This window comes from Microbacterium sp. bgisy207 (assembly GCF_965345035.1).
Lineage (GTDB): Bacteria > Actinomycetota > Actinomycetes > Actinomycetales > Microbacteriaceae > Microbacterium.
In genome coordinates, this window is record NZ_CBDRMG010000004.1 from 86226 (window position 1) to 108537 (window position 22312).

At 67.8% G+C, this 22312-nt stretch carries 24 protein-coding genes and 1 tRNA gene; 9 read left to right on the top strand and 16 right to left on the bottom strand.

The window, feature by feature from the left end:
* Positions 1-180: 180 nt before the first annotated feature.
* The 4 genes from ACSGC5_RS04870 to ACSGC5_RS04885 form a co-directional block, all read right to left on the bottom strand.
* On the bottom strand, positions 181-1938 hold the full coding sequence (locus tag ACSGC5_RS04870; protein WP_434969500.1) for a protein kinase domain-containing protein: 1758 nt from the start codon (positions 1936-1938) through the stop codon (positions 181-183).
* The gene (locus ACSGC5_RS04875; RefSeq protein ID WP_434969501.1) at positions 1919-2482 is read right to left on the bottom strand and encodes a hypothetical protein; all 564 of its coding nucleotides are present in this window, start codon (positions 2480-2482) and stop codon (positions 1919-1921) included. The genes ACSGC5_RS04870 and ACSGC5_RS04875 overlap by 20 nt, the downstream gene beginning before the upstream one ends.
* A gap of 150 nt (positions 2483-2632) precedes the next feature.
* Positions 2633-3238: a dCTP deaminase gene (gene dcd / locus ACSGC5_RS04880; protein ID WP_434969502.1), complete on the bottom strand. Its 606-nt coding sequence runs from the start codon at positions 3236-3238 to the stop codon at positions 2633-2635.
* 16 nt (positions 3239-3254) lie between these two features.
* Positions 3255-4310 (bottom strand): substrate-binding domain-containing protein, encoded by a 1056-nt coding sequence (locus ACSGC5_RS04885; RefSeq protein WP_434969503.1) that lies wholly within the window; start codon positions 4308-4310, stop codon positions 3255-3257.
* 296 nt (positions 4311-4606) lie between these two features.
* Between ACSGC5_RS04885 and ACSGC5_RS04890 the strand changes: the two genes are divergently transcribed.
* Positions 4607-4680 (top strand) — tRNA-Gly (locus ACSGC5_RS04890).
* 243 nt (positions 4681-4923) lie between these two features.
* Here ACSGC5_RS04890 and ACSGC5_RS04895 read toward each other — a convergent pair.
* Complete coding sequence (locus tag ACSGC5_RS04895) at positions 4924-5118, bottom strand: hypothetical protein (protein WP_434969504.1); 195 nt, start codon at positions 5116-5118, stop codon at positions 4924-4926.
* 204 nt (positions 5119-5322) lie between these two features.
* On the opposite strand from ACSGC5_RS04895, the gene ACSGC5_RS04900 reads away from it, so the two are divergent.
* Genes ACSGC5_RS04900 through ACSGC5_RS04910 form a run of 3 tightly spaced genes read left to right on the top strand, consistent with a single transcriptional unit; the run spans position 5323 to position 7814 of the window.
* Positions 5323-6015 carry a TetR/AcrR family transcriptional regulator gene (locus ACSGC5_RS04900; protein WP_434969505.1) on the top strand — a complete coding sequence of 231 codons (693 nt, stop codon included), beginning with the start codon at positions 5323-5325 and terminating at the stop codon, positions 6013-6015.
* Positions 6016-6061: 46 nt separating this feature from the next.
* On the top strand, positions 6062-7015 hold the full coding sequence (locus ACSGC5_RS04905) for an ABC transporter ATP-binding protein (RefSeq protein WP_434969507.1): 954 nt from the start codon (positions 6062-6064) through the stop codon (positions 7013-7015).
* Between the two features lies 1 nt (position 7016).
* On the top strand, positions 7017-7814 hold the full coding sequence (locus ACSGC5_RS04910) for an ABC transporter permease subunit (protein WP_434969508.1): 798 nt from the start codon (positions 7017-7019) through the stop codon (positions 7812-7814).
* Between the two features lie 3 nt (positions 7815-7817).
* On the opposite strand, the gene ACSGC5_RS04915 is transcribed toward ACSGC5_RS04910, so the two are convergent.
* Entirely contained in the window at positions 7818-8654 is an 837-nt protein-coding gene (locus ACSGC5_RS04915) for a PfkB family carbohydrate kinase (RefSeq protein WP_434969509.1), read from the bottom strand.
* A 123-nt stretch (positions 8655-8777) separates the two neighbouring features.
* On the opposite strand from ACSGC5_RS04915, the gene ACSGC5_RS04920 reads away from it, so the two are divergent.
* Positions 8778-9776 (top strand): nucleoside hydrolase, encoded by a 999-nt coding sequence (locus tag ACSGC5_RS04920; protein WP_434969510.1) that lies wholly within the window; start codon positions 8778-8780, stop codon positions 9774-9776.
* On the opposite strand, the gene ACSGC5_RS04925 is transcribed toward ACSGC5_RS04920, so the two are convergent.
* Together ACSGC5_RS04925 and ACSGC5_RS04930 are read right to left on the bottom strand one after the other, a co-directional pair.
* Positions 9768-10631, bottom strand: a complete 864-nt coding sequence (locus ACSGC5_RS04925; RefSeq protein ID WP_434969632.1) for an EamA family transporter — start codon at positions 10629-10631, stop codon at positions 9768-9770. The two genes, ACSGC5_RS04920 and ACSGC5_RS04925, sit on opposite strands and share 9 nt — an antisense overlap.
* A 64-nt stretch (positions 10632-10695) precedes the next feature.
* Positions 10696-11961: a serine hydrolase domain-containing protein gene (locus ACSGC5_RS04930; protein ID WP_434969511.1), complete on the bottom strand. Its 1266-nt coding sequence runs from the start codon at positions 11959-11961 to the stop codon at positions 10696-10698.
* A 106-nt stretch (positions 11962-12067) separates the two neighbouring features.
* Between ACSGC5_RS04930 and ACSGC5_RS04935 the strand changes: the two genes are divergently transcribed.
* Positions 12068-12376 (top strand): DUF2470 domain-containing protein, encoded by a 309-nt coding sequence (locus ACSGC5_RS04935; protein WP_434969512.1) that lies wholly within the window; start codon positions 12068-12070, stop codon positions 12374-12376.
* Between the two features lie 82 nt (positions 12377-12458).
* A complete protein-coding gene (locus ACSGC5_RS04940) occupies positions 12459-13124 on the top strand; it encodes a heme oxygenase (biliverdin-producing) (RefSeq protein WP_434969514.1) in 666 nt (221 codons plus the stop codon).
* Positions 13125-13135: 11 nt separating this feature from the next.
* On the opposite strand, the gene ACSGC5_RS04945 is transcribed toward ACSGC5_RS04940, so the two are convergent.
* Positions 13136-14512, bottom strand: a complete 1377-nt coding sequence (locus ACSGC5_RS04945; protein ID WP_434969516.1) for an ATP-dependent DNA helicase — start codon at positions 14510-14512, stop codon at positions 13136-13138.
* 68 nt (positions 14513-14580) lie between these two features.
* On the opposite strand from ACSGC5_RS04945, the gene ACSGC5_RS04950 reads away from it, so the two are divergent.
* Positions 14581-15705, top strand: coding sequence for a hypothetical protein (locus ACSGC5_RS04950; protein WP_434969517.1), 1125 nt, complete (start codon positions 14581-14583; stop codon positions 15703-15705).
* Between the two features lie 12 nt (positions 15706-15717).
* On the opposite strand, the gene ACSGC5_RS04955 is transcribed toward ACSGC5_RS04950, so the two are convergent.
* From ACSGC5_RS04955 to ACSGC5_RS04980, 6 genes are all read right to left on the bottom strand, one after another.
* Positions 15718-17694 carry a cytochrome c oxidase assembly protein gene (locus ACSGC5_RS04955; protein ID WP_434969518.1) on the bottom strand — a complete coding sequence of 659 codons (1977 nt, stop codon included), beginning with the start codon at positions 17692-17694 and terminating at the stop codon, positions 15718-15720.
* A gap of 76 nt (positions 17695-17770) precedes the next feature.
* Positions 17771-18058, bottom strand: a complete 288-nt coding sequence (locus ACSGC5_RS04960; RefSeq protein ID WP_195692545.1) for an HU family DNA-binding protein — start codon at positions 18056-18058, stop codon at positions 17771-17773.
* 375 nt (positions 18059-18433) lie between these two features.
* The gene (rpsN, locus tag ACSGC5_RS04965; protein ID WP_292707051.1) at positions 18434-18739 is read right to left on the bottom strand and encodes a 30S ribosomal protein S14; all 306 of its coding nucleotides are present in this window, start codon (positions 18737-18739) and stop codon (positions 18434-18436) included.
* A 2-nt stretch (positions 18740-18741) separates the two neighbouring features.
* Positions 18742-18912 (bottom strand): 50S ribosomal protein L33, encoded by a 171-nt coding sequence (rpmG, locus tag ACSGC5_RS04970; protein WP_005051772.1) that lies wholly within the window; start codon positions 18910-18912, stop codon positions 18742-18744.
* Complete coding sequence (gene rpmB / locus ACSGC5_RS04975; RefSeq protein WP_055987914.1) at positions 18912-19148, bottom strand: 50S ribosomal protein L28; 237 nt, start codon at positions 19146-19148, stop codon at positions 18912-18914. The genes rpmG and rpmB overlap by 1 nt, the downstream gene beginning before the upstream one ends.
* Before the next feature lie 227 nt (positions 19149-19375).
* On the bottom strand, positions 19376-20455 hold the full coding sequence (locus ACSGC5_RS04980) for a transaldolase family protein (protein ID WP_434969519.1): 1080 nt from the start codon (positions 20453-20455) through the stop codon (positions 19376-19378).
* 155 nt (positions 20456-20610) lie between these two features.
* Between ACSGC5_RS04980 and ACSGC5_RS04985 the strand changes: the two genes are divergently transcribed.
* A complete protein-coding gene (locus tag ACSGC5_RS04985) occupies positions 20611-21372 on the top strand; it encodes a GntR family transcriptional regulator (RefSeq protein WP_434969520.1) in 762 nt (253 codons plus the stop codon).
* Positions 21373-21445: 73 nt separating this feature from the next.
* Here the strand turns inward: ACSGC5_RS04985 and ACSGC5_RS04990 are convergent, their stop codons facing one another.
* Complete coding sequence (locus ACSGC5_RS04990; protein WP_434969521.1) at positions 21446-22312, bottom strand: sugar phosphate isomerase/epimerase family protein; 867 nt, start codon at positions 22310-22312, stop codon at positions 21446-21448.

Sequence of the window (22312 nt, forward strand, 5' to 3'; positions counted from 1 at the left end):
AATCCTCCGGAGTGGGGCAGTGAACTCGCGTCAAGGGACGGAGCGGACGAGGCGACGGAGCGGGCAGGCACGCAGCGTCGCGGCTGTCTGCCTGATCCTCAGCGCGGACGGTGAACGCAAGGCGTCGAGAGTGCAAAGGCGCGCTTTCGCTGATGTGTGCGGCAGGAGACACGGCGGTCATCACGGAGTCCCTGTCGGTTGCGGAGTCGGGGTGGCAGGAGGCGAGGGGGGAGGGGCCGTCGGGGCCGTTGTAGTGGTCGGGCTGGGGGTCGGGGTCGGGTTCGAGGCGCGCTCGACGAGGGCGACGGCCGACCCTACCGGCAGACGGCTCCCCTCCGCGGGATTCGTGCCGACCACGATCGCGGTCGCGCCGGTATTCGACGCTGTCGGAGCGAAGCCTGCCGCCGACACCGCCTGCAGCGCGTCTGCGGGCAGGAGCCCCGCCACGGCGGGGATCACGGCAAAGCCCGAGGCCGCGACGATCGACACAACGCTGCCGCGCGCGACGCGGGACTGTGCGGCCGGCTCGGTCTGGAGCACGCGCCCCTGCGGCCAAGGGCCGTCGGACTCGGTGACAGGTCCGGGCACCAGGCCCGCCGCCTCGAGCGCGGCGATCGCCTCGGGGACGCTGAGCTGCTCAACCGGCGGCACCGTGACCTCCACGCGTGTCGCAGGCGACTCCGTCGGCGCGGATGTCGGAGTCGGAGCCGCCGCCGTGGACGTGGGTGTGGGGTCCGTCGTGACAGAAGCTGACGGGCTGGTGACGAGGGAGATCCCGACGCCGAGGATGACGGCCGCGGCGACCGTGCTCATGACCGCGATGCCGCCCGAGCGACGGTGCCTGTGCACACCGGCGAAGGGGTCGACGACGGCGACCGGATCACGGCGCGTGGCCAACGTCGCGCCCATCACTCGAGTGACGCCGGTCGAGGTCTCCGCGGGACTCGGCTCATCGACGCGTGCATCGACTGTCGAGGGCGTGGACGGGGCCACTGCCGTCGTCATTCCAGCTGCCGCGGCGGGCAGGACCAGTGCCGCGGCGAGGGCTGCGCGCATCGCCGCGGCATCCGCGAATCTGTCATCGGGGCTCTTGAGCATCGCGCGCACGACGATGCGGTCGAGCGAGCGCGGCACGCCCGGCCGCGCGACGGACGGCACCGGCGGTGGTGCCTCCAGGTGGGCACGGGCACTCTCGATCGACGAGGTGCGCGCGAAGGGAGCCTGCCCGACGATTGCGAAGTATAGCACGGCGCCCACTTGGTAGACGTCTCCGCGCTCGTCCACGGGCTCGCCGCGAAGTTGCTCGGGGGACAGGTACCGAGCGTTGCCGAGCACCCCGACGCCGTCACCCTCGGCGACGCTCAGCAGCTCTGCCGCGCCGACGGCGGCTTCGCCTGTGACGTCAGCGATGCCGAAGTCGAGAAGCCGGATGCTGCCGAGATCGACGTGGCCCGCGGCATCCGTGTCGAACATGACGTTGGAGGGCGAGATGTCGCGGTGGACGAGCCCGATCTCATGCGCCGCCGTCAGTGCATCGAGGACGGCATCCACCAGGGCTACCGCGTCCTGAGGGTCCAGGGGTCCACGGAGCCGGACATGCTCAGCGAGCGTCGCGCCGGGCGCCCGCTCCAGCGCGATCCACACCACCGGTTCGTCGCGATCCTCATCCACCCCGACATCCAGGACCGAGACGATGCGCGGATGCCGGAGGGTTCCCGCGCGGCCCGCCTCGGCGAGAAAGAACGCGCGTGCGGCGGGGCGCCCGGTCAGGTGCGGATGCAGGAGCTTGAGGGCGACCTCGCTGCCGGAGCGCTCGTCGACCGCAGCGAACACCGACGCCGAACCCCCCGAGCCCAGTAGCTCGGTCAGGCGAAAGCGGCCGGAGATGAGGTCCGCTGCCGCGCTCATGACGAAGCCGTCATCCAGCGATGGAGTCATGTTCGAGCCGTGTCGTCGATGCTGCGCGGGCAGGCCCGACCAGGACCCGGGCTCCCTGCAAAGCGGCGAGTGCCGACATGGCGGAGGACACGCTTGTGGACGAGGAAGAATACCAACGCGCGGATGTCATTACGGGAGCCGCATCCAGAGAGAGCACCCAGCCGCGGCGGAGCGCGGGCCGATCGGCCACGGCGTCGATCGTCAACTCTGCCGAGGCCGACATGATGCGTTCGACATGGCGTCGAGCGTGCTCCACGCTCTGATAGAGGAACGCGCTACGGCCCAGTTCTCTGTTGTTGCTCGCGACCAGTCGCCAGTACAGCACACCGTCGCTGAGTCGGGAGGAACGGGCGGCCGAGCTGGTCGCCTTGAAACTCTTACTTCCCGGGGGCGTTACGAGAGCAACGGGGGCGTCACCGAGAATGGCGTTGCGAAAACGGATCCACTTCTGCACCATCGGATCCTCAATCGAGGGGAAGGTCCGGAGGAGGACGGATGCGCTCGGGACCACACCCGCGTCGTTGCCCACAACCACAGCGCCCACGGCATCCTTTGGCCACCACCGAGATATCCCGGCCGGGGTTTCGCCGGGGGCCGGCGCGGGAGACGCCTGCATGAGGGATCATCAGAGCCCGCGATAGCCAGGGGCTTTCGCGCGGGTGATGAACAGGTGTCCGATTGCTGTCCGAGGGGTCTACGCGCTGCCGGCGCGATCCTCACGCACGCCGACATCGGTACGGTGGAAGTTCTGATGCGACCGCGACGCGGTAGGTCCACGTTGGCCCTGATAGCGGTTGCCGTACGGGCCCGAACCGTAGGGGTTCTCAGCTGGTGACGACAACCGGAAGAAGCACAGCTGGCCGATCTTCATCCCCGGCCACAGGGTAATCGGCAGCGTCGCAACGTTAGAGAGCTCCAGAGTCACATGGCCGGAGAAACCCGGGTCGATGAAGCCCGCCGTGGAGTGGGTGAGAAGTCCGAGCCGACCGAGCGATGACTTGCCCTCCAGCCTCGCCGCGATGTCGTCTGGAAGGCTGACCTGCTCGAATGTTGATCCGAGGGCGAACTCCCCTGGATGCAGGATGAACGGCTCATCGGGGCGGACTTCGATCAGGCGCGTCAGATCCGGCTGCTCGACCGCTGGATCAATGTAGGGATACTTGTGGTTGTCGAAAAGCCGAAAGTAGCGGTCCAGCCGCACGTCGACGCTCGAGGGTTGCACCATCTCTGCGTCCCACGGGTCGAGCGAAACTCGGCCGGATAGGACTTCTTGGCGGATGTCGCGGTCCGAGAGCAGCACGGGGCCAGCCTATCCGTTAGCCGTCGAGGTCCCCAGGTGTCAGATAGCCGCTGCCGAAGACTGTCTGGGAGAGATTGGCCTGCGTCACGATGACTGGCTCGACGAGATAGGTGGGGACGAGTTCGGCGTCGTTGTTGTATCCGTATCCGTCGACGTCGAGAGATTCGGGGAAAGCACCGCTGAGTAGGGATGCCGCGACCGCCGCAGCTGTCTCATGCAGGGCGCGCTCATCGAGCAGGATCGTGGCGAACTGGTCGCCCCGTCGTACGGCACGCAACCCGTCGGCTCCGCCTCCGGCGCCCACGACGATCGGCCACTTATCGCCGGGTGTGTATCCATCGCGCTTGAGTTCATCGATGACCTCGGCTGCAATGTCGTTATTGATCGCCGCAATGCCGAGCGGCTCACCGCTGTCGAGTTGGGGCGTCACCGCCGACACTCGGTCGGCGATATCGCCTGCGTTGTCGATGTCAGTGGCGGATGCGTCGGGTGTCGGGTCGCCTGCAGGAAAGAACACCCTCCCGTCCGCTTGCGCAAACGCCAAGACCTTCTTGACCATCCCGTTGAATCCGAAGCCGAAGAACGCGTCGTTCGCTGGCCCCGCGAACACCTCGACCGCCACCGGGTCCGGAGGAACTGTCGCCGGTTCACCATCCACGTTCGCAAGTCCCAGGCCTGCCAGGGTCGCGGTCGCGACGTCGACTGCAACCTGGAAGTTGTCGAATCCGACATAGAAGTCTGTGTCGGGCGTGTTCCAAACCAGCCGGTCATATGCGACCACGGCGATGTCCGCACCTGCGGCCCGCGACAGCACCTCCGAGAGACCGAACTCATCGACAGGTTGCACAAGAAGCACCTCGACACCGGCGTCGATCATCGCGTCGATCTGCTCTTCTTGGGTCTGCGCGTTTCGGGAGGCGTAGGCGAGTTCGACATCGGCGCCCCACTGCGTGAGAAGATCCGCTATCGGTTCCCCGGAGTCGCGCCCCACGGCATCCGGCTCACTCGCCATCGAGATGCCCACCGCGCCGGTCACCTCGAAGTCTGGCTGCATCCGTTCGTAGGTTCCCACCGGCTCCGGCGTCGGCGACGGCGCCAGCCCGGCTGTACACCCTCCGACGACAAGCGCGACGCTAAGGGTCAGAGGAATCGCATTCAGGCGGCGTCTCAATGGCTTCCTCCAGGCCAGCCGTCATCCACACAGAGACGTGCAGGCGATCGGGACGCGACGATGATCCGAGAGCGGAATGCACACGTCCTTTCCGTTGGGTGTACGCACAGCCACCGAACGGTTGCGGAGATATGTCGCCGGGCTTGGACTGCCGCGTTTCCTACCGCTTGGTATGCTGGCTGGACGCTTCGGCGTGTGGGGCTGTAGTTCAATGGCAGAACTTCTGCTTCCCAAGCAGACAGCGCGGGTTCGATTCCCGTCAGCCCCTCCAATGCCCTCACGTGCCACCGCAGGTGGTGCGGGAGGGCATTCGTGTGGGTGCCGTAGGAACCGATCCCGCCCGCGGGGGGTCCCGCTGCGCCCGAGGCTCCGCGCGCCGCGCAGCGGCGTGCGGAGTGGCGCAGTGGCCGATTCCCGTCAGCCCCTCCAAGGAGCCGGCACGCCCGGACGTCCGCCGCAGAAGACATCGAAGGCCCACGCAGTACTCTGCGCGGGCCTTCGGGCTCAGGGGACGTCAGTCGCGGGTAGCTTCCTTGACGTCGTTGCGTGCCTTGATGGCATCGCGTTCGGCCTCGGCCTTCTTGACGTCAGCCTCGGCCGACATCTCCTCCGCCTTGTCCTTGGCGCGATCCACGCCCTCCTGGACGGCTTCAGCAGTGTTCTCCGCAGCCTCCGAGACGTTCTTCTTCGCGTCTTCCATGAATCCCATGGGTGTCTCCTTTCTCCGCAGAGCGCGACCGTCGTGTCGCGAACGAACCCGACGGTAGCCGCACCCGTGTACACGACCCAGGGGGTTGCGCGAGCGGCAGTCGAACGCCATCATTCGCCCTGAGATTGGCTCCCGCATGCGAGCGCGGACCACCACTCCACGATGCACTTGACGAGGACTGAACAACTGTTTAATGTCTCCCTCATGGAGTCAGGGTCCGACCCGAGCGCTCGCGCACGCATCCGCGACGCGGCCATCGCGACGTTCGCGGAGCGGGGCTTCGACGGGGCGAGCCTGCGTGACATCGCGCGGCGCGCGGGGGTGAGCGCCGCGCTGATCGTGCATCACTTCGGGTCGAAGGAGGGGCTCCGGACCGCATGCGACGAACACGTCGTACAGGTCCTCGTCACCGACAAGAGTCGGCTCGCGGGTGCGAGCGCCTCAGCGATGATGCGCGCCGCTCTCGCGGATCGCGAGCGCTACCTCCCGATGCTGGACTACATGGCCCGGATGCTGGCCTCCGACACCTCTGCTGCCGACGATCTGTTCGATTCCCTCGCGAGCGCGACACGCGAACTGCTCGACCAGCAGGCCGCGGCGGGGATGCTGCGCCCGCAGTCCGACATGGATGTGACTGCCACGGCGGTGACGCTGTACAGCCTCGCACCGGTGCTCCTGCGCCGGCAGCTGTCACGCAGCCTCGGCGAAGAAGGTCTGAGCGAGACGCTGCTGCGCCGCCTCACCCTTCCGCTGCTCGAGCTCTACACGCACGGCCTGTACGCCGACGACCGGCTCCTCACCGCCGCGCGGGATGCGCTGGCGCGACCGATCGGTCCGCCTTCGGGCAAGGGCGACAACGACCCTCACCAGGATCCCGATCCGCCACTGGCGCGTTGACGTCGGGATCCACACACACACTTCTCTTCCGCGAAAGGAGCGGGGAATGACCCCTGCCATCGAACTGAAAGACCTGCGCAAGCAGTACGGCCGGCGCACCGCCGTCCACGGCCTGACCCTCTCGGTCACCGCCGGATCGGTGTTCGGCCTCATCGGCCCCAACGGAGCCGGAAAGACCACGACCCTCCGGATGCTGGTCGACATCATCCGTCCGACCAGCGGCTCTGCGCGCGTGCTCGGAAGCGATCCGCGAGCGGGCGGGCCCGCGCTGCGCCGACGGATCGGGTACGTTCCGGGCGAGCTGCGGATGGACGCGCGGGCAACCGGCGGGCGCCTGCTCGACTTCTATGCGAGCGTGTCGGGGCCCGTGGCGCCCGGACGCATCGCACAGCTGGCGGAGCGTTTCTCCTGTGACCTCACCCGCCCCGTCCGTACGCTCTCGAAGGGCAACAAGCAGAAACTCGGGCTCATCCAGGCGTTCATGCACGAGCCGCCCCTGCTGATCCTCGATGAGCCGACGAGCGGACTCGACCCGCTCATGCAGCGCGAGTTCCTGGGGCTCGTGCACGAGGCCCGCGAGAACGGCCAGACCGTGCTGCTGAGCTCGCATGTGCTCAGCGAGATCCAGCAGGCCGCCGACGAGGTCGCCGTGCTCAGCGCCGGACGGATCGTCGCGATGGGCGCGGTCGATGAGCTCCGGCTCGGCGCCGTCCGCCGCGTGCGTGCTGTGCTGACGGATGCCGACCCCCGCGCGGTCCGCGCCACGATCGCACCCCTCTCGCCGAGCGCACCTCCGGAGGTCCGTGCGCTGGATGACCGGGTGATCGTGAACGCCACGATCGAGGGTGAACTCGACCCGCTCGTGAAGGCGCTGGCGCGCTTCCATGTGGCCGAGCTGTCGATCGAGGAGCCTGACCTCGAAGAATCGGTCATGCGCCTGTACGGATCGTCGAGCAGCGATGCGACACGTCCGTCCACTCGCCCGATGGGAGGCGAGTGAAATGGCCCGTCTGCTTCCCGTCGCAACCCGGAACCTGCGCGACTCCTGGCGAGGACTGCTGGCGTGGGCGCTGGGTCTTGCGGCTGCCCTCGCGCTGTACCTTCCGCTGTTTCCGTCGTTCGGAAGCAACGGCTCTCTCGAGGAGATCATCGCCACACTGCCGCCGGAGCTGGTCGACGCGCTCGGCTACGACCAGATCGGCACCGGTTCGGGCTACGCGCAAGCGACCTTCTTCGGTCTGATCGGCTTCGCCCTGATCGTGATCGCGACCACCGCATGGGGCGCGAGCGCGATCGGCGGCGCCGACGAGAGCGGCCGCCTCGAACTCGACCTGGCACACGGGATCGGCCGCGTCGCCTACGTTCTCGAGAACGCCCTGGCGATCCTCGTGAAGCTCATCGCGCTCGGCATCGTCATCGGTGGGGTGATCGGCATCCTCGATCGCCCCTCGGAACTCGGGCTGGAGGCATCCGGAATCATCGCAGCGATCGCAGCCCTCACGGGGCTGGGCGCACTGTCTGCGGCAGCAGCGCTGCTGGCCGGCGCCATCACGGGGCGTCGAGTCGTCGGGGTCGCGGCGGGTGCGGGGATTGCCGTGTACGGATACGCCCTGCAGGCGGTGGCCAACCAATCCGAGGATCTCGCGTGGGTCGAGCGGCTCTCGCCCTACTCGTGGGCGTACAGCCAGTCGCCGCTCGAATCCGGATTCAGTTGGGGCATCGCGGCGGTCTGGGGCGTGGCGATCGTGCTTTCGGGCGCGGCGGCTCTCGCGCTGCGCTCCCGCGACGTCACCGGCTGAGCGCTACCGGTACGCAGCGAGCGAGCGAAGGGGCGGCTGGGCGCCGGCGTGGGTCACTGCGTCGGCGCCCACCGCGCACGCGGCAGCCAGTGCGACATCGTCGGGCCACCCGGCGTGGATGGCGAGCGTGATCGCCGCGCTGAACGCGTCGCCGGCACCGACGGCACTCACGGCTTCTACGGCCGGTGACGGAGCGGAAAGGACCCGCGTGCCCTCTCGCCACAGCGAAGCCCCCCGGGCTCCGTGGGTGACCACCACGAGGCGCGCCGACGAGACCGCCGGCAGCGCGGCGAACTCGGCGTCGTTGACGATCACGAGGTCCGCGCGCCGCAAGACCGACGCCGAGACCGCCCGGGCGGGAGCCGCGTTGAGCGCGAAGAACCCGGGCACGGATGCCGCGAGCGTCTCGATCGCGCGCGGCGGGATCTCCAGCTGAGCGAGCACTGCCTCCTCGGGCGAGAACGGACCCGATCCCTCGACCGCGTCGTTCGCACCGGCGCACACGACGATCGTGTTCTCGCCCGCGGCATCCACCGTGATCAGTGCGGTTCCCGTCGGCTCCGTGACGACACGGATGCCGGACGTATCGACGCCCGCGCGTCGCAGGTTCTCGACCATGGCCCGGCCGTCATCGTCGTCCCCGACGGCGCCGAGCATCCGAACCGTCGCACCCAACCGAGCGGCTGCAGCTGCCTGATTCGCGCCCTTTCCGCCGGCATCGCGCAGCGGTCCGACACCCCGCACGGTCTCGCCAGGAATCGGAAGCTGGCCCACCGTGACCGACACGTCGACGTTGATGCTTCCGACCACACAGAGCGGGCCCAGACCTCGGGATGTCATGTCGACATTCCATCACGCACCGTCACTGCAGGTACGACCGAGAGCCTCGCGCGCGATATAACCGAAGAGGTGCGCGACGCGCCCCGGACAGCGCCGTCCGCTCACCTCACTCCCGGGAGCGACATGACTGCGCCTCTTCCGCTCTACCTCGACTGCGACACCGGCATCGACGACACCGTCGCCCTCGCCTACCTGCTGCGCTCCCCTGCCGCAGATCTCGTCGGCATCGGGACGGTCAGCGGGAACACGGATGCTGCGCAGGCGGCCCGCAACACCCTCGACCTCTTGGCGCTGGCAGGCTCCTCGGGCATCCCCGTCGCGGTCGGCGCCCACGACCACCTCACCCATACGTACGGCGGCGGAGCACCCCATGTGCACGGCGACAACGGCATCGGCGGCGTCATCCTCCCCGACTCGGGCACCTCGCCCGACGCTCGGGACGCAGCTGACCTTCTCCTCGATCTGTCGCATACCCACGCCGGCGAGCTCCATCTCCTCACCATCGGCCCCGTCACCAACATCGCGATCGCGCTGCAGCGCGACCCGACTCTCCCGTCGCGGATCGCCGGAGTCACGACGATGGGTGGCGCAGCCCTTGTCCCCGGCAACATCACCCCGGCAGCGGAGGCGAACATCTTCAACGACCCTGCCGCAGCCGATGCCCTTGCCCGCGCCGACTGGGACGTGACCTTCGTGCCGCTGGACGTGACGATGAACCACATCCTCACCGACGACGAACGGGACCTCCTGCTCGCCTCCGCCGATCCGTTCGCGCGCGCCGTCGGCGACATCCTCGACCACTACCTCGACTTCTACGTCCCGGAGTTCGGCGAGAGGCTCAGCCCCCTGCACGACCCGCTCGCGGCGATGACGGCGGTCGGGGCGCCGGGCATCGGCCGAAGCCTTCGGGTTCCCGTGGTCATCGACACCACGGAGGGGCCCTCGCGCGGGTCGACGGTCGTCGACATGCGCGGACAGCGCCTGGGCGCCCGGGACCACGAGGGCGTGCGCACCCGCGTTCTTTTCGAGGGGGCCGACACCCTCACCGCGCATCTCGTGTCCACGATCCTCGGCGGCTCCAGCGCGCAAGAGGCCTCCGAGCGAGACGCACGTTCAGGGTAGGGGCTCAGCGGGCGCCGCATCCGTCCCCTCCGCGACCGTTCCCGTCCGCACAGATGCGGTGCGCACCGCACCCATGCTCGCCGCAATGACCAGCGCGATGCCGACGATCTCGAGCCACGTCATGTCCTGACCGAGCAGCAGCCATCCCGCGAGGGTGGCGGTCGCGGGGGCAAGACTCATCAGAATCGCGAACGCGGATGCTGCAAGCCGCCGCAATGCCAGCAGTTCGAGCGCATACGGGATGGTCGACGACAGCACCGCGACCGCCGCGCCGAGGGCGAGCAGGTCGACTCGCAGGAGCGCCCCACCAGCGGCGATCAGGCCCCACGGCAGCGCGACGACAGCACCGATCACCATCGCGAGGGCCAGGCCGTCGAGCCGGGGGAACTGGCGGCCGACACCCGCGGACGCGAGGATGTAGAACGCCCAGCTGGATGCCGCACCGAGGGCGAAGAGCACGCCGAGGGGGTCCAACCGATCCCATCCCCCGCCGGCCAGAGCGATGACCCCGACCAACGCGAGTCCAGCCCACAACCATGCGCTGGCACGACGTGCGGCGACCACCGAGAGCACCAGGGGACCGAGCACCTCGATCGTCACCGTGACGCCGAGCGGGAGCCGCTCCAGCGCGAGATAGAACAGGCCGTTCATGAGCGCCAGAACGAGACCGAAGCCGATGACCGACCGCCACGCCGCCCGTCCGTAGCCACGCACGCGCGGTCTCGCGATGAGCACCAGCAGGATCGCCGAAAACCCCAGTCGGAGTGAGACGATCCCCAGGGGACCCACCGCGGGAAAGAGCAGCACCGCGAGGGATGCGCCGACCTCCTGGCACACGAGACCCGCCACGACCATGCCCGCCGCGACGGGCGACGACGACCGCGGCCCAGTGGGTGCGGCGCTCACCCGTCGTCCGCGATCACTGCGCGGGCAGCGGGCAGACCGCAGCCGAGCGAATGGTCTCCGCCTGCTGTTCGGCCGTCCACGGCAAACCGGCAGCCGGAGCGGTCTGTCCCGCCGCGGCGGGCGCCTTGGAGGCGATCGCCGCGAGCTCCCACGCCAGATTCGCCGCGAGCCCCGAGGGAGCCGCGGAGTTGTTGAGAACCACGGCGACCGTCAGACCCGAATCCGGGTCGGCGTAGGCAGCGGTGAGGTAACCGGGCATCGTGCCGTGCTGGCCGACCAGGCCGCCGGCCGTGTACGCCCCGCCGTCGTACGTGTACCACGTGGGCGCGTTCGGGTAGGCCGCGCGAGGGCTGTCGAACCGGGTCTGGCCTTCGCCCAGCAGAGCGCCGGTTGCCAGAGCCTGCGCGTAGCGTCCGAGATCGGTGATCGTCGAGACCGCACCCGTGTCCGCGAAGCCCATGCTCGCCGAGAGCTCGGTGATGTCGATCGGATCCGCGCACAACAACTGGCCATCCTCGCCGGGCAGCGAGTGATTGCCCTGCAGGGATGTGTCTCCGCGACTGCCCGAGGGGGTCGCCGGCTCCGAGTCCGGCAACCAGGTGGAGTCCAACGCGAGCGGCTTCGTCACGTACTTCTCGAACAGCTCGGGCAGCGATGTCGCCGTGGCATTCTCCAGCGCGACACCCAGCAGCAGGTAGCCGGCGTCCGAGTCGACGAACGCATCGCCGGGCTCCGTCGTACGCTCGCGTCCCATGCCGTACGCGGCAAGCTCGAGGGGCGGCCAGATGCGGTCCGGGGTCCGGATCCATTCGTTCCACAGCGACGGCGCCGATGCGCCGATGCCCGACGAGCTGTCGCACAGCTGTCCGAGGGTCACGTCCTCGAGGCCTGACGCTCCGCCGACGTACCTCGACACGGGGTCCCCGAGCGAGACGACGTCGCGCGCGACGAGAGCGTAGAGCACGTCGCACGTCATGGCCCGCGTCACCCGCGCCGCACGAAACTCCATATCGGCGTCAACGGCGGCACCGCCACCGGGCGACTGCGTGCCGACCCCCGCAACCCAGGAGCCGCTCCACGGCGCCCACACTCCCACGATCGCACCGGACGCGCCCGTGGCGGCCATGGCCTCGGCCAGGGCGGCGTCCAATTGCGCCTGCGTCTCAGCGGGGAATCCGCCCTCGACCTGGGCGGGCACGTCGATCTCGACAGCCTCCACGGGAGCACAACCGACGAGGGCCGCCGCGAGGGCGACAACGCCGACTCCGAGTGCGCTCAACCGTCGCCTGAGGATCGTCGCACCCATACCCAACCCCCGTTGTCCGTGCATCCAGCATTCAAACACATCAACATCACGCGAAGATCACGACGCCTACGCTGTGACCATGACGTATCGCTTCGACGACAGCATCCGTGATGGTGTGCTCGCCCACATGAACGGCGATCACGGCGACGACAACCTACTCATTGCGCGGGCGTTCGGTCCCTCGGATGCCGTGAGTGCCCGGATGTCGGATCTCACCGGCGACGGCGGGGTGTGGAAAGCGGAACTGTCCGACGGTTCCACCGTGGACGTTGCCGTGGCCTGGCCTGGCGGCCAGATCACGCAGCGACCGCAGATCCGGGCCGAGATCGTGAAACTGTACGACACCGCCTGCGACCGGCTGGGGATCACGCCCCGCCCGCACGCCTGACTCGACGCCGCTCATGCCGACGGCGCTCGCCGCGGAAATTCGCCCTTGTAAGGTTCGGCTTACCTGAAGGTACACTGGTGTCATGACTCCCGTGACTCCGTTCTCCACGGCCCTTCGCGAGCGCTCCAGCGGGGCGCACTCGGGCAGCGAGCACGCCGGCTTCATGAGCGACCTCATGAAAGGCGAAGGCACGCGCGAGGACTACATCGCCCTGGTCGCCCAGCACTGGTTCATGTACGACGCGATCGAGCGGGCGGCCGATGTGATGCGCCACGATCCGGTCGCAGCCCCCTTCATCAGCGACAAACTCACCCGCATCCCGGCGCTGGAAGCAGATCTCGAGTTCCTGATCGGCCCCGATTGGCGCGAGCGCATCGCGCCGTTGCCGAGCACCCGGCGCTACGTCGACCGCATCAACGAGGTCGGGACGACATGGGCTGGCGGGTTCGTCGCTCACCACTACACCCGATACCTCGGTGATCTGTCGGGCGGGCAGTTCATCGGCAAGCTCATGGCCCGTCAGTTCGGCTTCGAAACGAACGGGATCGGCTTCTACATCTTCGAGGACATCGCCGATCCCCGCGCGTTCAAGGACGTCTACCGCGAGCAGTTGGATGCCGCGCCCTGGGACGCCCAGGAGCAAGAGCGCGTCATCGACGAGGTGCTGCTGGCCTACCAGTTCAACACTGACGTGTTCATCGATCTCGCCGCCGCCAAAGCGGCCGGGCAGATCCCGGAGATCGCCTGAGCGAGGCGCCGTCAGCCTCCGGCGCGCACCGCGGCCATGAACCGCTGCACGTCCGGGTCGACCTGGATGTCACGAGGCCGCAACGGCCGCGACAGGTAGAGACCCTCGAGCGAGGTCAGACGGCTCAGCGCCACGTACGTTTGCCCGGGCGCGAACGCACCCGACCCGAGGTCGATGATGGCCCGGTCATACGTCTTGCCCTGCGACTTGTGGATCGTGACCGCCCACGCCAAGCGCAGCGGGAACTGGGTGAACTCCGCAACGATCTCGCGCGAGATCGACCGGGTCGACGAGTTGTACGCGTAGCGGAACCTCTCCCACACCGCGGGTTCGACATCCATCTGCTCGCCGTCGACCTCCACCCGCACGGTGCCGCCCGCGATGCGCGTGACTGTTCCGATGGTGCCATTGACCCACCGCGGAGGTTGCCCGAACGTCGAGACATCGTTGCGCAGGAACATCACCTGCGCCCCGACCTTGAGCTGCAGCTGCGCGTCAGCGGGATATGCGGAATCTCCGCGTCCGAAGTCACCACTGATCTCGGCGTGCGCCGTCTGCATGGCCCCGGGGAGCGCCTCCAGATGCGTGCGGTTGATCCGATTGACGATGTCGTTGCGGGTGGCCAGCGTGATGATCGGCGGCTCGTCGGCACCACCGGTGGGCGGCGTGCGGGCACCGGTGTCGTTGAGGACCTGGGCGATGTCGGCGGTGACCCGACCGTGGCGAACGGCACCCAGCATCCGTCGGAACTCGGGATCGGATTGCCGGTGGATCTCGGCGAGCTCGCGGATCTGCAACGCCGCGCCGTAGCGCCCCAGGTCCAGGAGGGACGAGCCCTCCGTTCCCGGGAGCGCGGCATCCGACCCCGCCCACACACGCGCGTCGAAGAACCAGAACGACCGGTAGTGATCGCGGATGTATCGCTGCTCGTCCCCCTGTCGCGGCGGGACCGGAGCGAGTTGGTACGGGTCACCGAACATCACGATCTGCACGCCGCCGAACGGTTCGGCGCGGCGTCCGCGAGCTTGGCGCAGCGAACGATCGATCGCGTCCATGACGTCGGCATTGACCATCGAGATCTCGTCGATCACGAGCGTGTCGATGGCGTTGAGCAGTTTTCGGGTGGCATCCGGATGCTCGAGCTCGGCGTCGGCGATGAGCCCGATGGGCAGCCGCAGGAGCGAGTGGATCGTCTGGCCCTCGACGTTCAGCGCCGCGACCCCGGTCGGCGCGCACACCGCGATCTGCTTGCTCGTGCGGTAGGACAGGTGCTGCAGCAGCGTCGACTTGCCGGTGCCCGCTCGACCCGTCACGAACACGTGGTCGCGCGTGTCCTCGATGAGCCGGAACAGCGCCTCCTGTTCTGCGGAGAGATCGGGCGCCTGCACCGGGCCATGCTACCCAGCACTCGTCGCGGCGGGGCGTCCTCTCAGCGGGTCGTTCCTAGACTGGTCCTGTGAGCACCTCGGGGGAGAGCACGTCGGGCGTTGCTGCCGGCGTGCCCGCGGAGGTGATCGAGGTCCCGGAGGCGACGCCAGTGCGCCGCCGCGGACGGCGCGGTCGTCGCCGGTCACCCACCGGGGACCTGATTCTGCTGTCGATCGTGGGCGTGCTCCTGATCGGCGCGTTTCTGGCGGCGGGCGCCACGCTCTACACGCAGTTCTACAGCGCGTCAGCGTTCGTCGTACGGTACGCGAACCTGCTGGCCGACGGCGACGCGACCCAGGCCCTCGCCCTACCGGGCGTCGCCGTCGATTCGGCCGAGCTGGAGGCCGCGGGCCTTCCCGCCAACGCGTCGGAGGACCTCCTGCGCGCCAGCGCCCTCGGCCCCCTGTCGAACATCCGCGCCATGTCGGAAACCGAGGTCGATGGCACGGTGTCGGTCACCCTGGCGTACACGGCCGGTCGCCACGACGCGACCACGACGTTCTCGGTCGTGCAGGACGGCATGATCGGGATCTTCCCCCGGTGGGAGTTCGCCCAGAGCCCGATCGCGGTGATGGACCTCACCGTGAACGGCTCATCGGAGTTCGCGGTCAACGGGTTCACCGTCGACAAACGCCAAGTGTCGCCCGACGGCGCCGCCGCCGACCTGTCTGCCTCCATTCCCCTCCTCGTCTTCTCACCGGGGATCTACTCGGTCACCGTCGATACACCGATCGCCAGTTCTCCCGGAGTGGCAATGCTCTCCGACGTGCCGTTCGCGAGCGTTCCGGTGACGGTCACGGCGACCGCATCCGACGAGTTCGTGGCGCTCGTGCAGGACAAGGTCGATGCGTTCCTCGAGGAATGCACGCAACAGCAGGTGCTGCAACCCACCGCGTGCCCCTTCGGGTTCGAGCTTTCGGACCGCATCGTGACTCTCCCGACCTGGTCGATCGCGCAAGACCCGACTGTACGTCTCGTCGCTGACGGTGCCGGATGGCGCATCGTCGAGTCCCCCGCCATGGCTCACATCGAGCTTCGCGTGCGTTCCCTCTTCGATGGCAGCGTGAGCGACGTGAGCGTCGACGTCCCGTTCGTCGTCACCGGGACGATCGACATCCTCCCCGACGGAACCGCCTCGATCCTTCTCGGCTGAGGCCGCCGGCGGTCAGCGACCGACGCGCGCGTCACGCTCGGCGAGTTCGGCCAGCCGCGCGTTGTACTCCTCGAGTTCGGCATCCGCCGTGCGATCGGCCTTCCGGTCCTCACGTCGCTGGGCACGCTCGTCGCTGCGGCTCCACTGTATGGCGACGGTGATGGCGAGGATGAGGGTGGGTATCTCGCCGATCGACCATGCGATACCGCCCCCGATGTACTGGTCCTCCAGCGGCGTCGGCCCCCAGGTACGGCCCATCGCACCGAACCACTCCGCGACCATCAGCCCGCTGTTCATCATGATCGCGATACCGAAGAATGCGTGCATCGCCATCACTCCGATGAGCACGAGCAGCCGGAACGGGTACGGGAGCCGGTACGGCACGGGGTCGATACCGATCAGCGACAGCACGAAGAGGTACCCCGTGAGCAGGAAGTGGAAGACCATCCACTCATGCCCCAGGTGGTCGTACAGGGTCCACCGGAACAGGTCGGTGTAGTAGAACAGCCACAGGGAGAGCACGAAGTTCCCGGCGGCGAAGAAGGGGTTGGTGACGACCTTCGCGAAAGGCGTATGGATCGCCCAGAGGATCCACTCCCGACCGCCACGCGTGCCGTCATCGCGCTTGCGGATGGCCCGGAGCGCGAGCGTCACGGGAGCGCCGGCCACGAGCAGGAGCGGGATGCCCATCGTCAGCGCCATGTGTCCGAACATGTGAACGCTGAAGAGGTACTCCTGGTAGACGTTGTGTGCACCATTGGTGACCCATGCCAGCATCGCCAGCCCCGCGAGGAACAGCACCGTGCGATACACCGGCCAGCGATCGCCGCGCGCGCGCAGGCGCCGCACCCCGGCGAGGTAGAAGAACGCCGCGAAAGCGCAGAACAGCGCCCAGAGCAGGTCGACCTCCCATGCAGCGACCCACTGCCACGGCGTCAGCTCTGGCGGCAGGGCCGCACCCGTGAGGAATTCCGCCGGAGTGCGCAGCTCGGGCAACGAGGTGTCGACGGGGGGCGGGGTGCGCGCGAGCGCCACCGCGGCGCCGCTGGCGATCCCCATGAACCCGATCTCGACCAGAATCAGCCACCAGAAGAAGCGTGAGGCTCGACTCTCGCGCAGACGATCGATCAGGCGCAACCGGTACCACGCACCCAGGATCCCCATCGCCACGAGGGCGCCGATCTTGAGCGCGAGGATCGCTCCGTACGGGGAGAGCATCGCCTCCCACGTCACGACGCCGATGACCCCGCGCACGTACCCGGATGCCGCGACGATGACGAACGCGACGATGGCAACCGTCGAGTATCGACGCAGGACTGTCGTCATCCGTTCGACCGGCAGCAGTGGACGGATGACGATCAGCAGCAGCAGGCCCCCCAACCAGAGCGCTGCGCCTTCGATGTGCAGCACCGTTGCCATGACGGCGGCGTTGTGGTTGGCCTCGTCTCCGGAGTGCCCCTGCGTGCCGACCGGAACGAGCGCCGCGATCGCGAGAAGTGCGACGAGGAACGTGCCCGTCCACGAGCGCACCGCGAAGGTGAGCACCGTGAGCAGCGCACCGAACACCGTGGTCAGCAGCCAGGCGCGGCCGAGCTCGGTCTCGGTGAGGAACCGGCCGAACTGGGAGCCGAACTCGGGACCGATCGTCACCTGTGCATTGAACGCGTCGATGAACGTGAGGAACCCGGTGACCCCGGCGGCGACCGTGAAGACGGCAGCCGAGACGGATGCGGTATCCAGCGCCACCCCGAACGGCTTGTCCCCGGCCTTGAGTGCGAACAGTGCGAGGATGAGCGAACCCAGCATCCCCGCCGCCGCAAGGTTGAACACCAGCGTTGTCGTCGGCAGGCCCCACCGGACCACAGGTCCGGCATCGGCGATCACCAGCGGCGCGGCACCGCCGCCGTACGCGAGGGCGGCCACCATGACGGCAGCGGCAACGGTGACGAGCGTCGCCGGGCCGACCGCCCGCAGCAGGCGGGAATCCATTCCTTCAGCCTACGCGCGCGACAAGGGGGACGTCCGCGGACGGACGCCCCCCTTGTCGAGGTGAAGACGATGGGTCTTACTTGGCAGCAGCCTTGAGCTTGGCGCCGGCCGAGACCTTGACGCGCTTGCCCGCGGGAATCTTGATCTCCTCGCCGGTCTGCGGGTTGCGGCCGGTGCGAGCGGAGGTGGCGACCTGCTCGAACGAGACCCAGCCCGGGATCGAGACCTTGCTGCCCTTGGCGACGGCCTCGGCGACAGTGGTGAACAGCGCGTCGACGACGCCCGAAACGGTGGCCTGGCTCTGACCGGTTGCGCTTGCGATGCTCGCGACGAGCTCGGTCTTGGTGATGGACTTTTCAGCCATTGTGGTTGTCCTCCAAGGCGGTGAAGTCCCCGCCCTCGTGCATGGACCGAAAGCTGGTGGCTCTCGGCTGGTCTCTTGCCGACCGACCTCGAATATACCCACGAACCCCGGAATTCCGCGGATTTCCCCGCCATCGGCATCCGTTTCGCGGCGTGTCGCGTCACGGGAGTGACGGGTGTGACTGACGTGACTGCCGGCCCGCCCGTTGGCACCCTCCGCAACCTGCTGCTGCTCGAGACTGCAACGTGCCCGCGAAACCGGTGAATACCGGCGACGTCTCGCGGGCACGTTGCAGTCTCGCCGGAATTCGGGGCGGGGAACGCGAAAGACCCGACATCCGTGAGGATGCCGGGTCTATCGCGTTCGCGGGCTGGCTTACCAGCTCGACTTGGTCACGCCGGGCAGCTCGCCACGGTGGGCCATGTCGCGGAAGCGCACACGCGAGATGCCGAACTTCGTCAGCACGCCGCGGGGGCGACCGTCGATCGCGTCACGGCTGCGCAGCCGCACCGGCGACGCGTTGCGGGGAAGCTTCTGCAGGCCGACACGGGCGGCTTCGCGCTGCTCATCGGTCGCGTTGGGGTCCACGAGCTGCTTCTTGAGCTCGAGGCGCTTGGCTGCGTAACGGTCGACGACCGCCTGGCGCTGCTGGTTGCGGGCGATCTTGCTCTTCTTGGCCATGATCAGCGCTCCTCTCGGAATTCGACGTGCTTGCGGATGACCGGGTCGTACTTCTTCAGCACGATGCGGTCGGGGTTGTTGCGGCGGTTCTTGCGCGTCACGTAGGTGTACCCCGTGCCGGCGGTCGAGCGCAGCTTGATGATCGGACGGACGTCCTGAGCCTTCTTCGCCATTAGAGCTTCACACCCTTCGCGATGAGGTCCTTCACGACCGACTCGATGCCACGGGCGTCGATCACCTTGATGCCCTTAGCGGACACATTGAGGGTGATCTTCCGGCCGAGCGAGGGCACGAAATAGGTCTTCTTCTGCACGTTCGGGTCGAAGCGGCGCTTCGTCCGGCGGTGCGAGTGCGAGATGTTGTGACCGAAGCCGGGAACCGCTCCAGTCACCTGGCACACTGCAGCCATGGTGATGTCTCCTTCTATACCGTGAGGCCGGACGGCCCCACCCAAGATCCCTTGTCTGCATCTCGTTCCATACGTCGACACCGCCCGGAACACCGGCCGTTGAGCGAACGAAGGGAGACGAAACGCGAACTGCGTGCTGGAGTGCGCGCAGACAAAGATTCAGTTTAGCACGGCGCCGCCCCCAGCCCGTCGGTGCGGGGTCGGGGGCGGCGTGATCGACGTGCGGGTCAGACCGGCGGCAGAAGGATGTCGCGCACGATGTGGTCGAGCTGCTCGTCGGCGTCCAGGAACTGCCGCAGTGTGCGCACCGTCGCCCCGAACGTGTCGAACTCCTCCGGGGTCATCCCATCGACCTCGTAGGCGCGGACGAACTCGGGCACCTGAGCGATGAGGGTTTCGATGATCTGAGGGTCGACCGGAACCGAGATGCGGTCCTCCGCGTAGATCCCGTTCTCGTTGATGCGAGCTTGCCAGTCGAACGGCGGCGAGACGACGAGATCACCGCCCTGTAGCTCGGACCAATGCATGTGGTTGCGGAATGCCGCCGAGAGGACCCGCGACCGGAACCCGCGCTCCTGGAAGACCGCATACGCCTTCTTGAGCGCTGCGACGCCGGCCCACTCGAGGTATCCGGGATCCACGAGGATCCGGTTCTTCTGGGTCCAGGCCTTGAGCCAGTCATCCAGGCGTCCACCCATGATCGTGACGACAGACCCGAATTCACGCTCGGGCAGACCCTCGGCTGCGCGACGGTCGAGTCCGCGTTCGATCGCCTCTGCAGCGGCGACTGCCTGCGGCACCGTGAAGGACACGGTGACGTTGATGCTCACGCCTCGATAGGTCGCCTCCTCGATCGCCCGCAGGCCCACGGAGGTCGCCGGGATCTTGACGATGATGTTCTCGGCGAGCGAGCTGAAATGGACGGCCTGAGCGACCAGGGCGTCCGCGTCTCGGTGGAGGCGAGGGTCGGTCTGGATCGACAGGCGGCCGTTGCGACCCCCGCTGGCATCGAACGCCGGCTTCAAGAGTGCGGCCGCGTGGATCGACAGCTCCTCGACGACCTTCCACCCCAGCTCCGACTCGGATGCCGTCGGGTACTCGCGCGCAAGCTCGGCAATGCGCGGAGCCCACTTGGGAAGATCGGCCTTCACTGCGGCGAGCGCGATCACCGGGTTGCACGTCGCCCCGACGGCGCCGAAATCGATCGACTGCTCGAGCTCGCGAGGATCGGCGGAGTCGTTCCACAGCACGGTGACGAACTGCTCCGTTGCAGCGCGAAGTGGCAGGTTGTCGGTGGTCACGGTCATCGTGTCCTCCCAAAGGTCGGAATGTAAGGACATACCGATGTTAGTCGCTCAGGATACCTGGAGGGAAGACCCAGATGACGAGACACCTGCTGACAAAGCGGCCCTCGTGTACAGTTGTGCAGACAAACTGATGTCAGCGTTGATCCGGAGTGTCCATGCCCCAGGCCGAGCATCCGCTTCCCCAGGACTTCTTCCTCGATCTGGATCGATCCAGTCCGATTCCGCTGTACTTCCAGATTGCCACCAAGCTTGAGGCGGCGATCTCCGACGGAACGTTGCCCGCCGGGGCGCGTTTAGAGAACGAGATCTCTCTCGGTCAGCGGTTCGGACTCTCACGGCCGACCATGCGCCGCGCCATCCAGGAGCTCGTCGACAAAGGACTGCTCGTTCGTCGCCGGGGCATCGGGACGCAGGTCGTGCACGGACAGGTCACCCGCAACGTCGAGTTGACGAGCCTCTACGAGGATCTTGCCCGCAGCGGGCAGAAACCGCTGACGCGGCTCATCCGCTATGAGCTCGGCGAAGCGGACGAACAGCTCGCCGCCGTGCTCGGGGTGCCGGTCGGCGACCGCGTCCTGCACGTGACGCGGCTTCGGCTTGCCGACGGTGTGCCGCTGGCCGTCATGGACAACACCCTCCCGCGCGAATTCAGTGACATCACGGCCGAGGACCTGGAGAAGCACGGTCTGTATCAGCTCTTGCGCACTCGGGGTGTCACGATCCGTGTGGCCAAGCAGCGCATCGGCGCACGAGCCGCGACGGCCAAGGAGAGCGAGCTTCTGCAGGTGCCCCGTCACGGCGCCCTCCTGACGATGGCACGGACGGCCTTCGACAGCTCCGGCCGCGCCGTCGAGCACGGCGAGCACTGCTACTCCCCCGATCTCTACTCATTCGAGATCACCCTCGTCGATCGCTGAGAACCAGGGCCCGCACAGACCGAAGCGGCCCGCGCACACGCACGGACCGCCTCTGCTGTGGATACGTCGCGGATCAGCCGATGAGTTCGCGCAGCTTTGCCAGCTGGAAGGCCGACACCTCGTCGGCGCGCTCGTCCTCTGCGAAGACGTTGGACACGATGAGCGCGTCCTCACGATCGAGATAGCCGATCGCCCGAAGGGTGTCGAACAGCTCGGTCCAGTCGACGTCTCCGTCCCCGATGGCCAGGTGCTGATGCACGCGGGCCGCGTTGCCGGGCGGGTTCGAGATGTAGCGCAGGCCGTGCGAGCGGGTGTGGTCGAAGGTGTCCGCCGTGTACACAGCGCCCAGCCGGTCGCCGATCTCGGGAAGGAGAGTCGCGGCGCGATCGCCGTAGTGGAAGGTGTGGGACGCCACATACACGAACCCGACGGCCGACGAGTTGAGCCCGCGCAGCACACGCCAGGCCTCGAGGCCGTCCTCGACGAAGTCGTCCGGGTGGGGATCGATGTTCAGACGCAGACCCTCTGACTCGATGACCGGAAGGAGCTCCTCCATCGACCGGTAGAAGGCGGCCTCCGACTCCTCCGAGCGCTCGGGCCGGCCGGAGAACTCCGTGTTGATCACGGGGATCTCCAGCTCCACGGCGAGCTGGATCATGCGTCGGAAGTTGCGGACCGCGGCCTCGCGCTGCGGCTCGTCCGGCCACGAGATCCGCTGCACGGGGAGGATGGCGGGAATCGCCACCCCAGCGTCGGACGCCGCCTTCTTCAGCTTCGCCACCAGCGCGTCATCGGCCTTGGGGTACCGGAAGAACGGCGTGAAGTCGACATGCGGAGTGAGCTGCAGGAACTCGTAGCCGAGTCGAGCTGCGACCTCGGGGAACTCGAGCAGACCGAAGTCGTGATGGTAGGGCGTGGGGTCGAGCGCAATGCGGACCAT

What these genes read in the sequence shown, in the direction of transcription:
- ACSGC5_RS04990 (WP_434969521.1), bottom strand. Translation starts at nt 22,312, where the DNA reads ATGGTCCGCATTGCGCTCGACCCCACGCCCTACCATCACGACTTCGGT.
- ACSGC5_RS04870 (WP_434969500.1), bottom strand. Translation starts at nt 1,938, where the DNA reads ATGACTCCATCGCTGGATGACGGCTTCGTCATGAGCGCGGCAGCGGAC.
- ACSGC5_RS04985 (WP_434969520.1), top strand. Translation starts at nt 20,611, where the DNA reads ATGCCCCAGGCCGAGCATCCGCTTCCCCAGGACTTCTTCCTCGATCTG.
- ACSGC5_RS04920 (WP_434969510.1), top strand. Translation starts at nt 8,778, where the DNA reads ATGACTGCGCCTCTTCCGCTCTACCTCGACTGCGACACCGGCATCGAC.
- ACSGC5_RS04910 (WP_434969508.1), top strand. Translation starts at nt 7,017, where the DNA reads ATGGCCCGTCTGCTTCCCGTCGCAACCCGGAACCTGCGCGACTCCTGG.
- ACSGC5_RS04955 (WP_434969518.1), bottom strand. Translation starts at nt 17,694, where the DNA reads ATGGATTCCCGCCTGCTGCGGGCGGTCGGCCCGGCGACGCTCGTCACC.
- ACSGC5_RS04940 (WP_434969514.1), top strand. Translation starts at nt 12,459, where the DNA reads ATGACTCCCGTGACTCCGTTCTCCACGGCCCTTCGCGAGCGCTCCAGC.
- ACSGC5_RS04900 (WP_434969505.1), top strand. Translation starts at nt 5,323, where the DNA reads ATGGAGTCAGGGTCCGACCCGAGCGCTCGCGCACGCATCCGCGACGCG.
- ACSGC5_RS04980 (WP_434969519.1), bottom strand. Translation starts at nt 20,455, where the DNA reads ATGACCGTGACCACCGACAACCTGCCACTTCGCGCTGCAACGGAGCAG.
- ACSGC5_RS04960 (WP_195692545.1), bottom strand. Translation starts at nt 18,058, where the DNA reads ATGGCTGAAAAGTCCATCACCAAGACCGAGCTCGTCGCGAGCATCGCA.
- ACSGC5_RS04925 (WP_434969632.1), bottom strand. Translation starts at nt 10,631, where the DNA reads ATGGTCGTGGCGGGTCTCGTGTGCCAGGAGGTCGGCGCATCCCTCGCG.
- rpmG (WP_005051772.1), bottom strand. Translation starts at nt 18,912, where the DNA reads ATGGCGAAGAAGGCTCAGGACGTCCGTCCGATCATCAAGCTGCGCTCG.
- rpsN (WP_292707051.1), bottom strand. Translation starts at nt 18,739, where the DNA reads ATGGCCAAGAAGAGCAAGATCGCCCGCAACCAGCAGCGCCAGGCGGTC.
- ACSGC5_RS04895 (WP_434969504.1), bottom strand. Translation starts at nt 5,118, where the DNA reads ATGGGATTCATGGAAGACGCGAAGAAGAACGTCTCGGAGGCTGCGGAG.
- ACSGC5_RS04935 (WP_434969512.1), top strand. Translation starts at nt 12,068, where the DNA reads ATGACGTATCGCTTCGACGACAGCATCCGTGATGGTGTGCTCGCCCAC.
- ACSGC5_RS04915 (WP_434969509.1), bottom strand. Translation starts at nt 8,654, where the DNA reads ATGACATCCCGAGGTCTGGGCCCGCTCTGTGTGGTCGGAAGCATCAAC.
- ACSGC5_RS04905 (WP_434969507.1), top strand. Translation starts at nt 6,062, where the DNA reads ATGACCCCTGCCATCGAACTGAAAGACCTGCGCAAGCAGTACGGCCGG.
- rpmB (WP_055987914.1), bottom strand. Translation starts at nt 19,148, where the DNA reads ATGGCTGCAGTGTGCCAGGTGACTGGAGCGGTTCCCGGCTTCGGTCAC.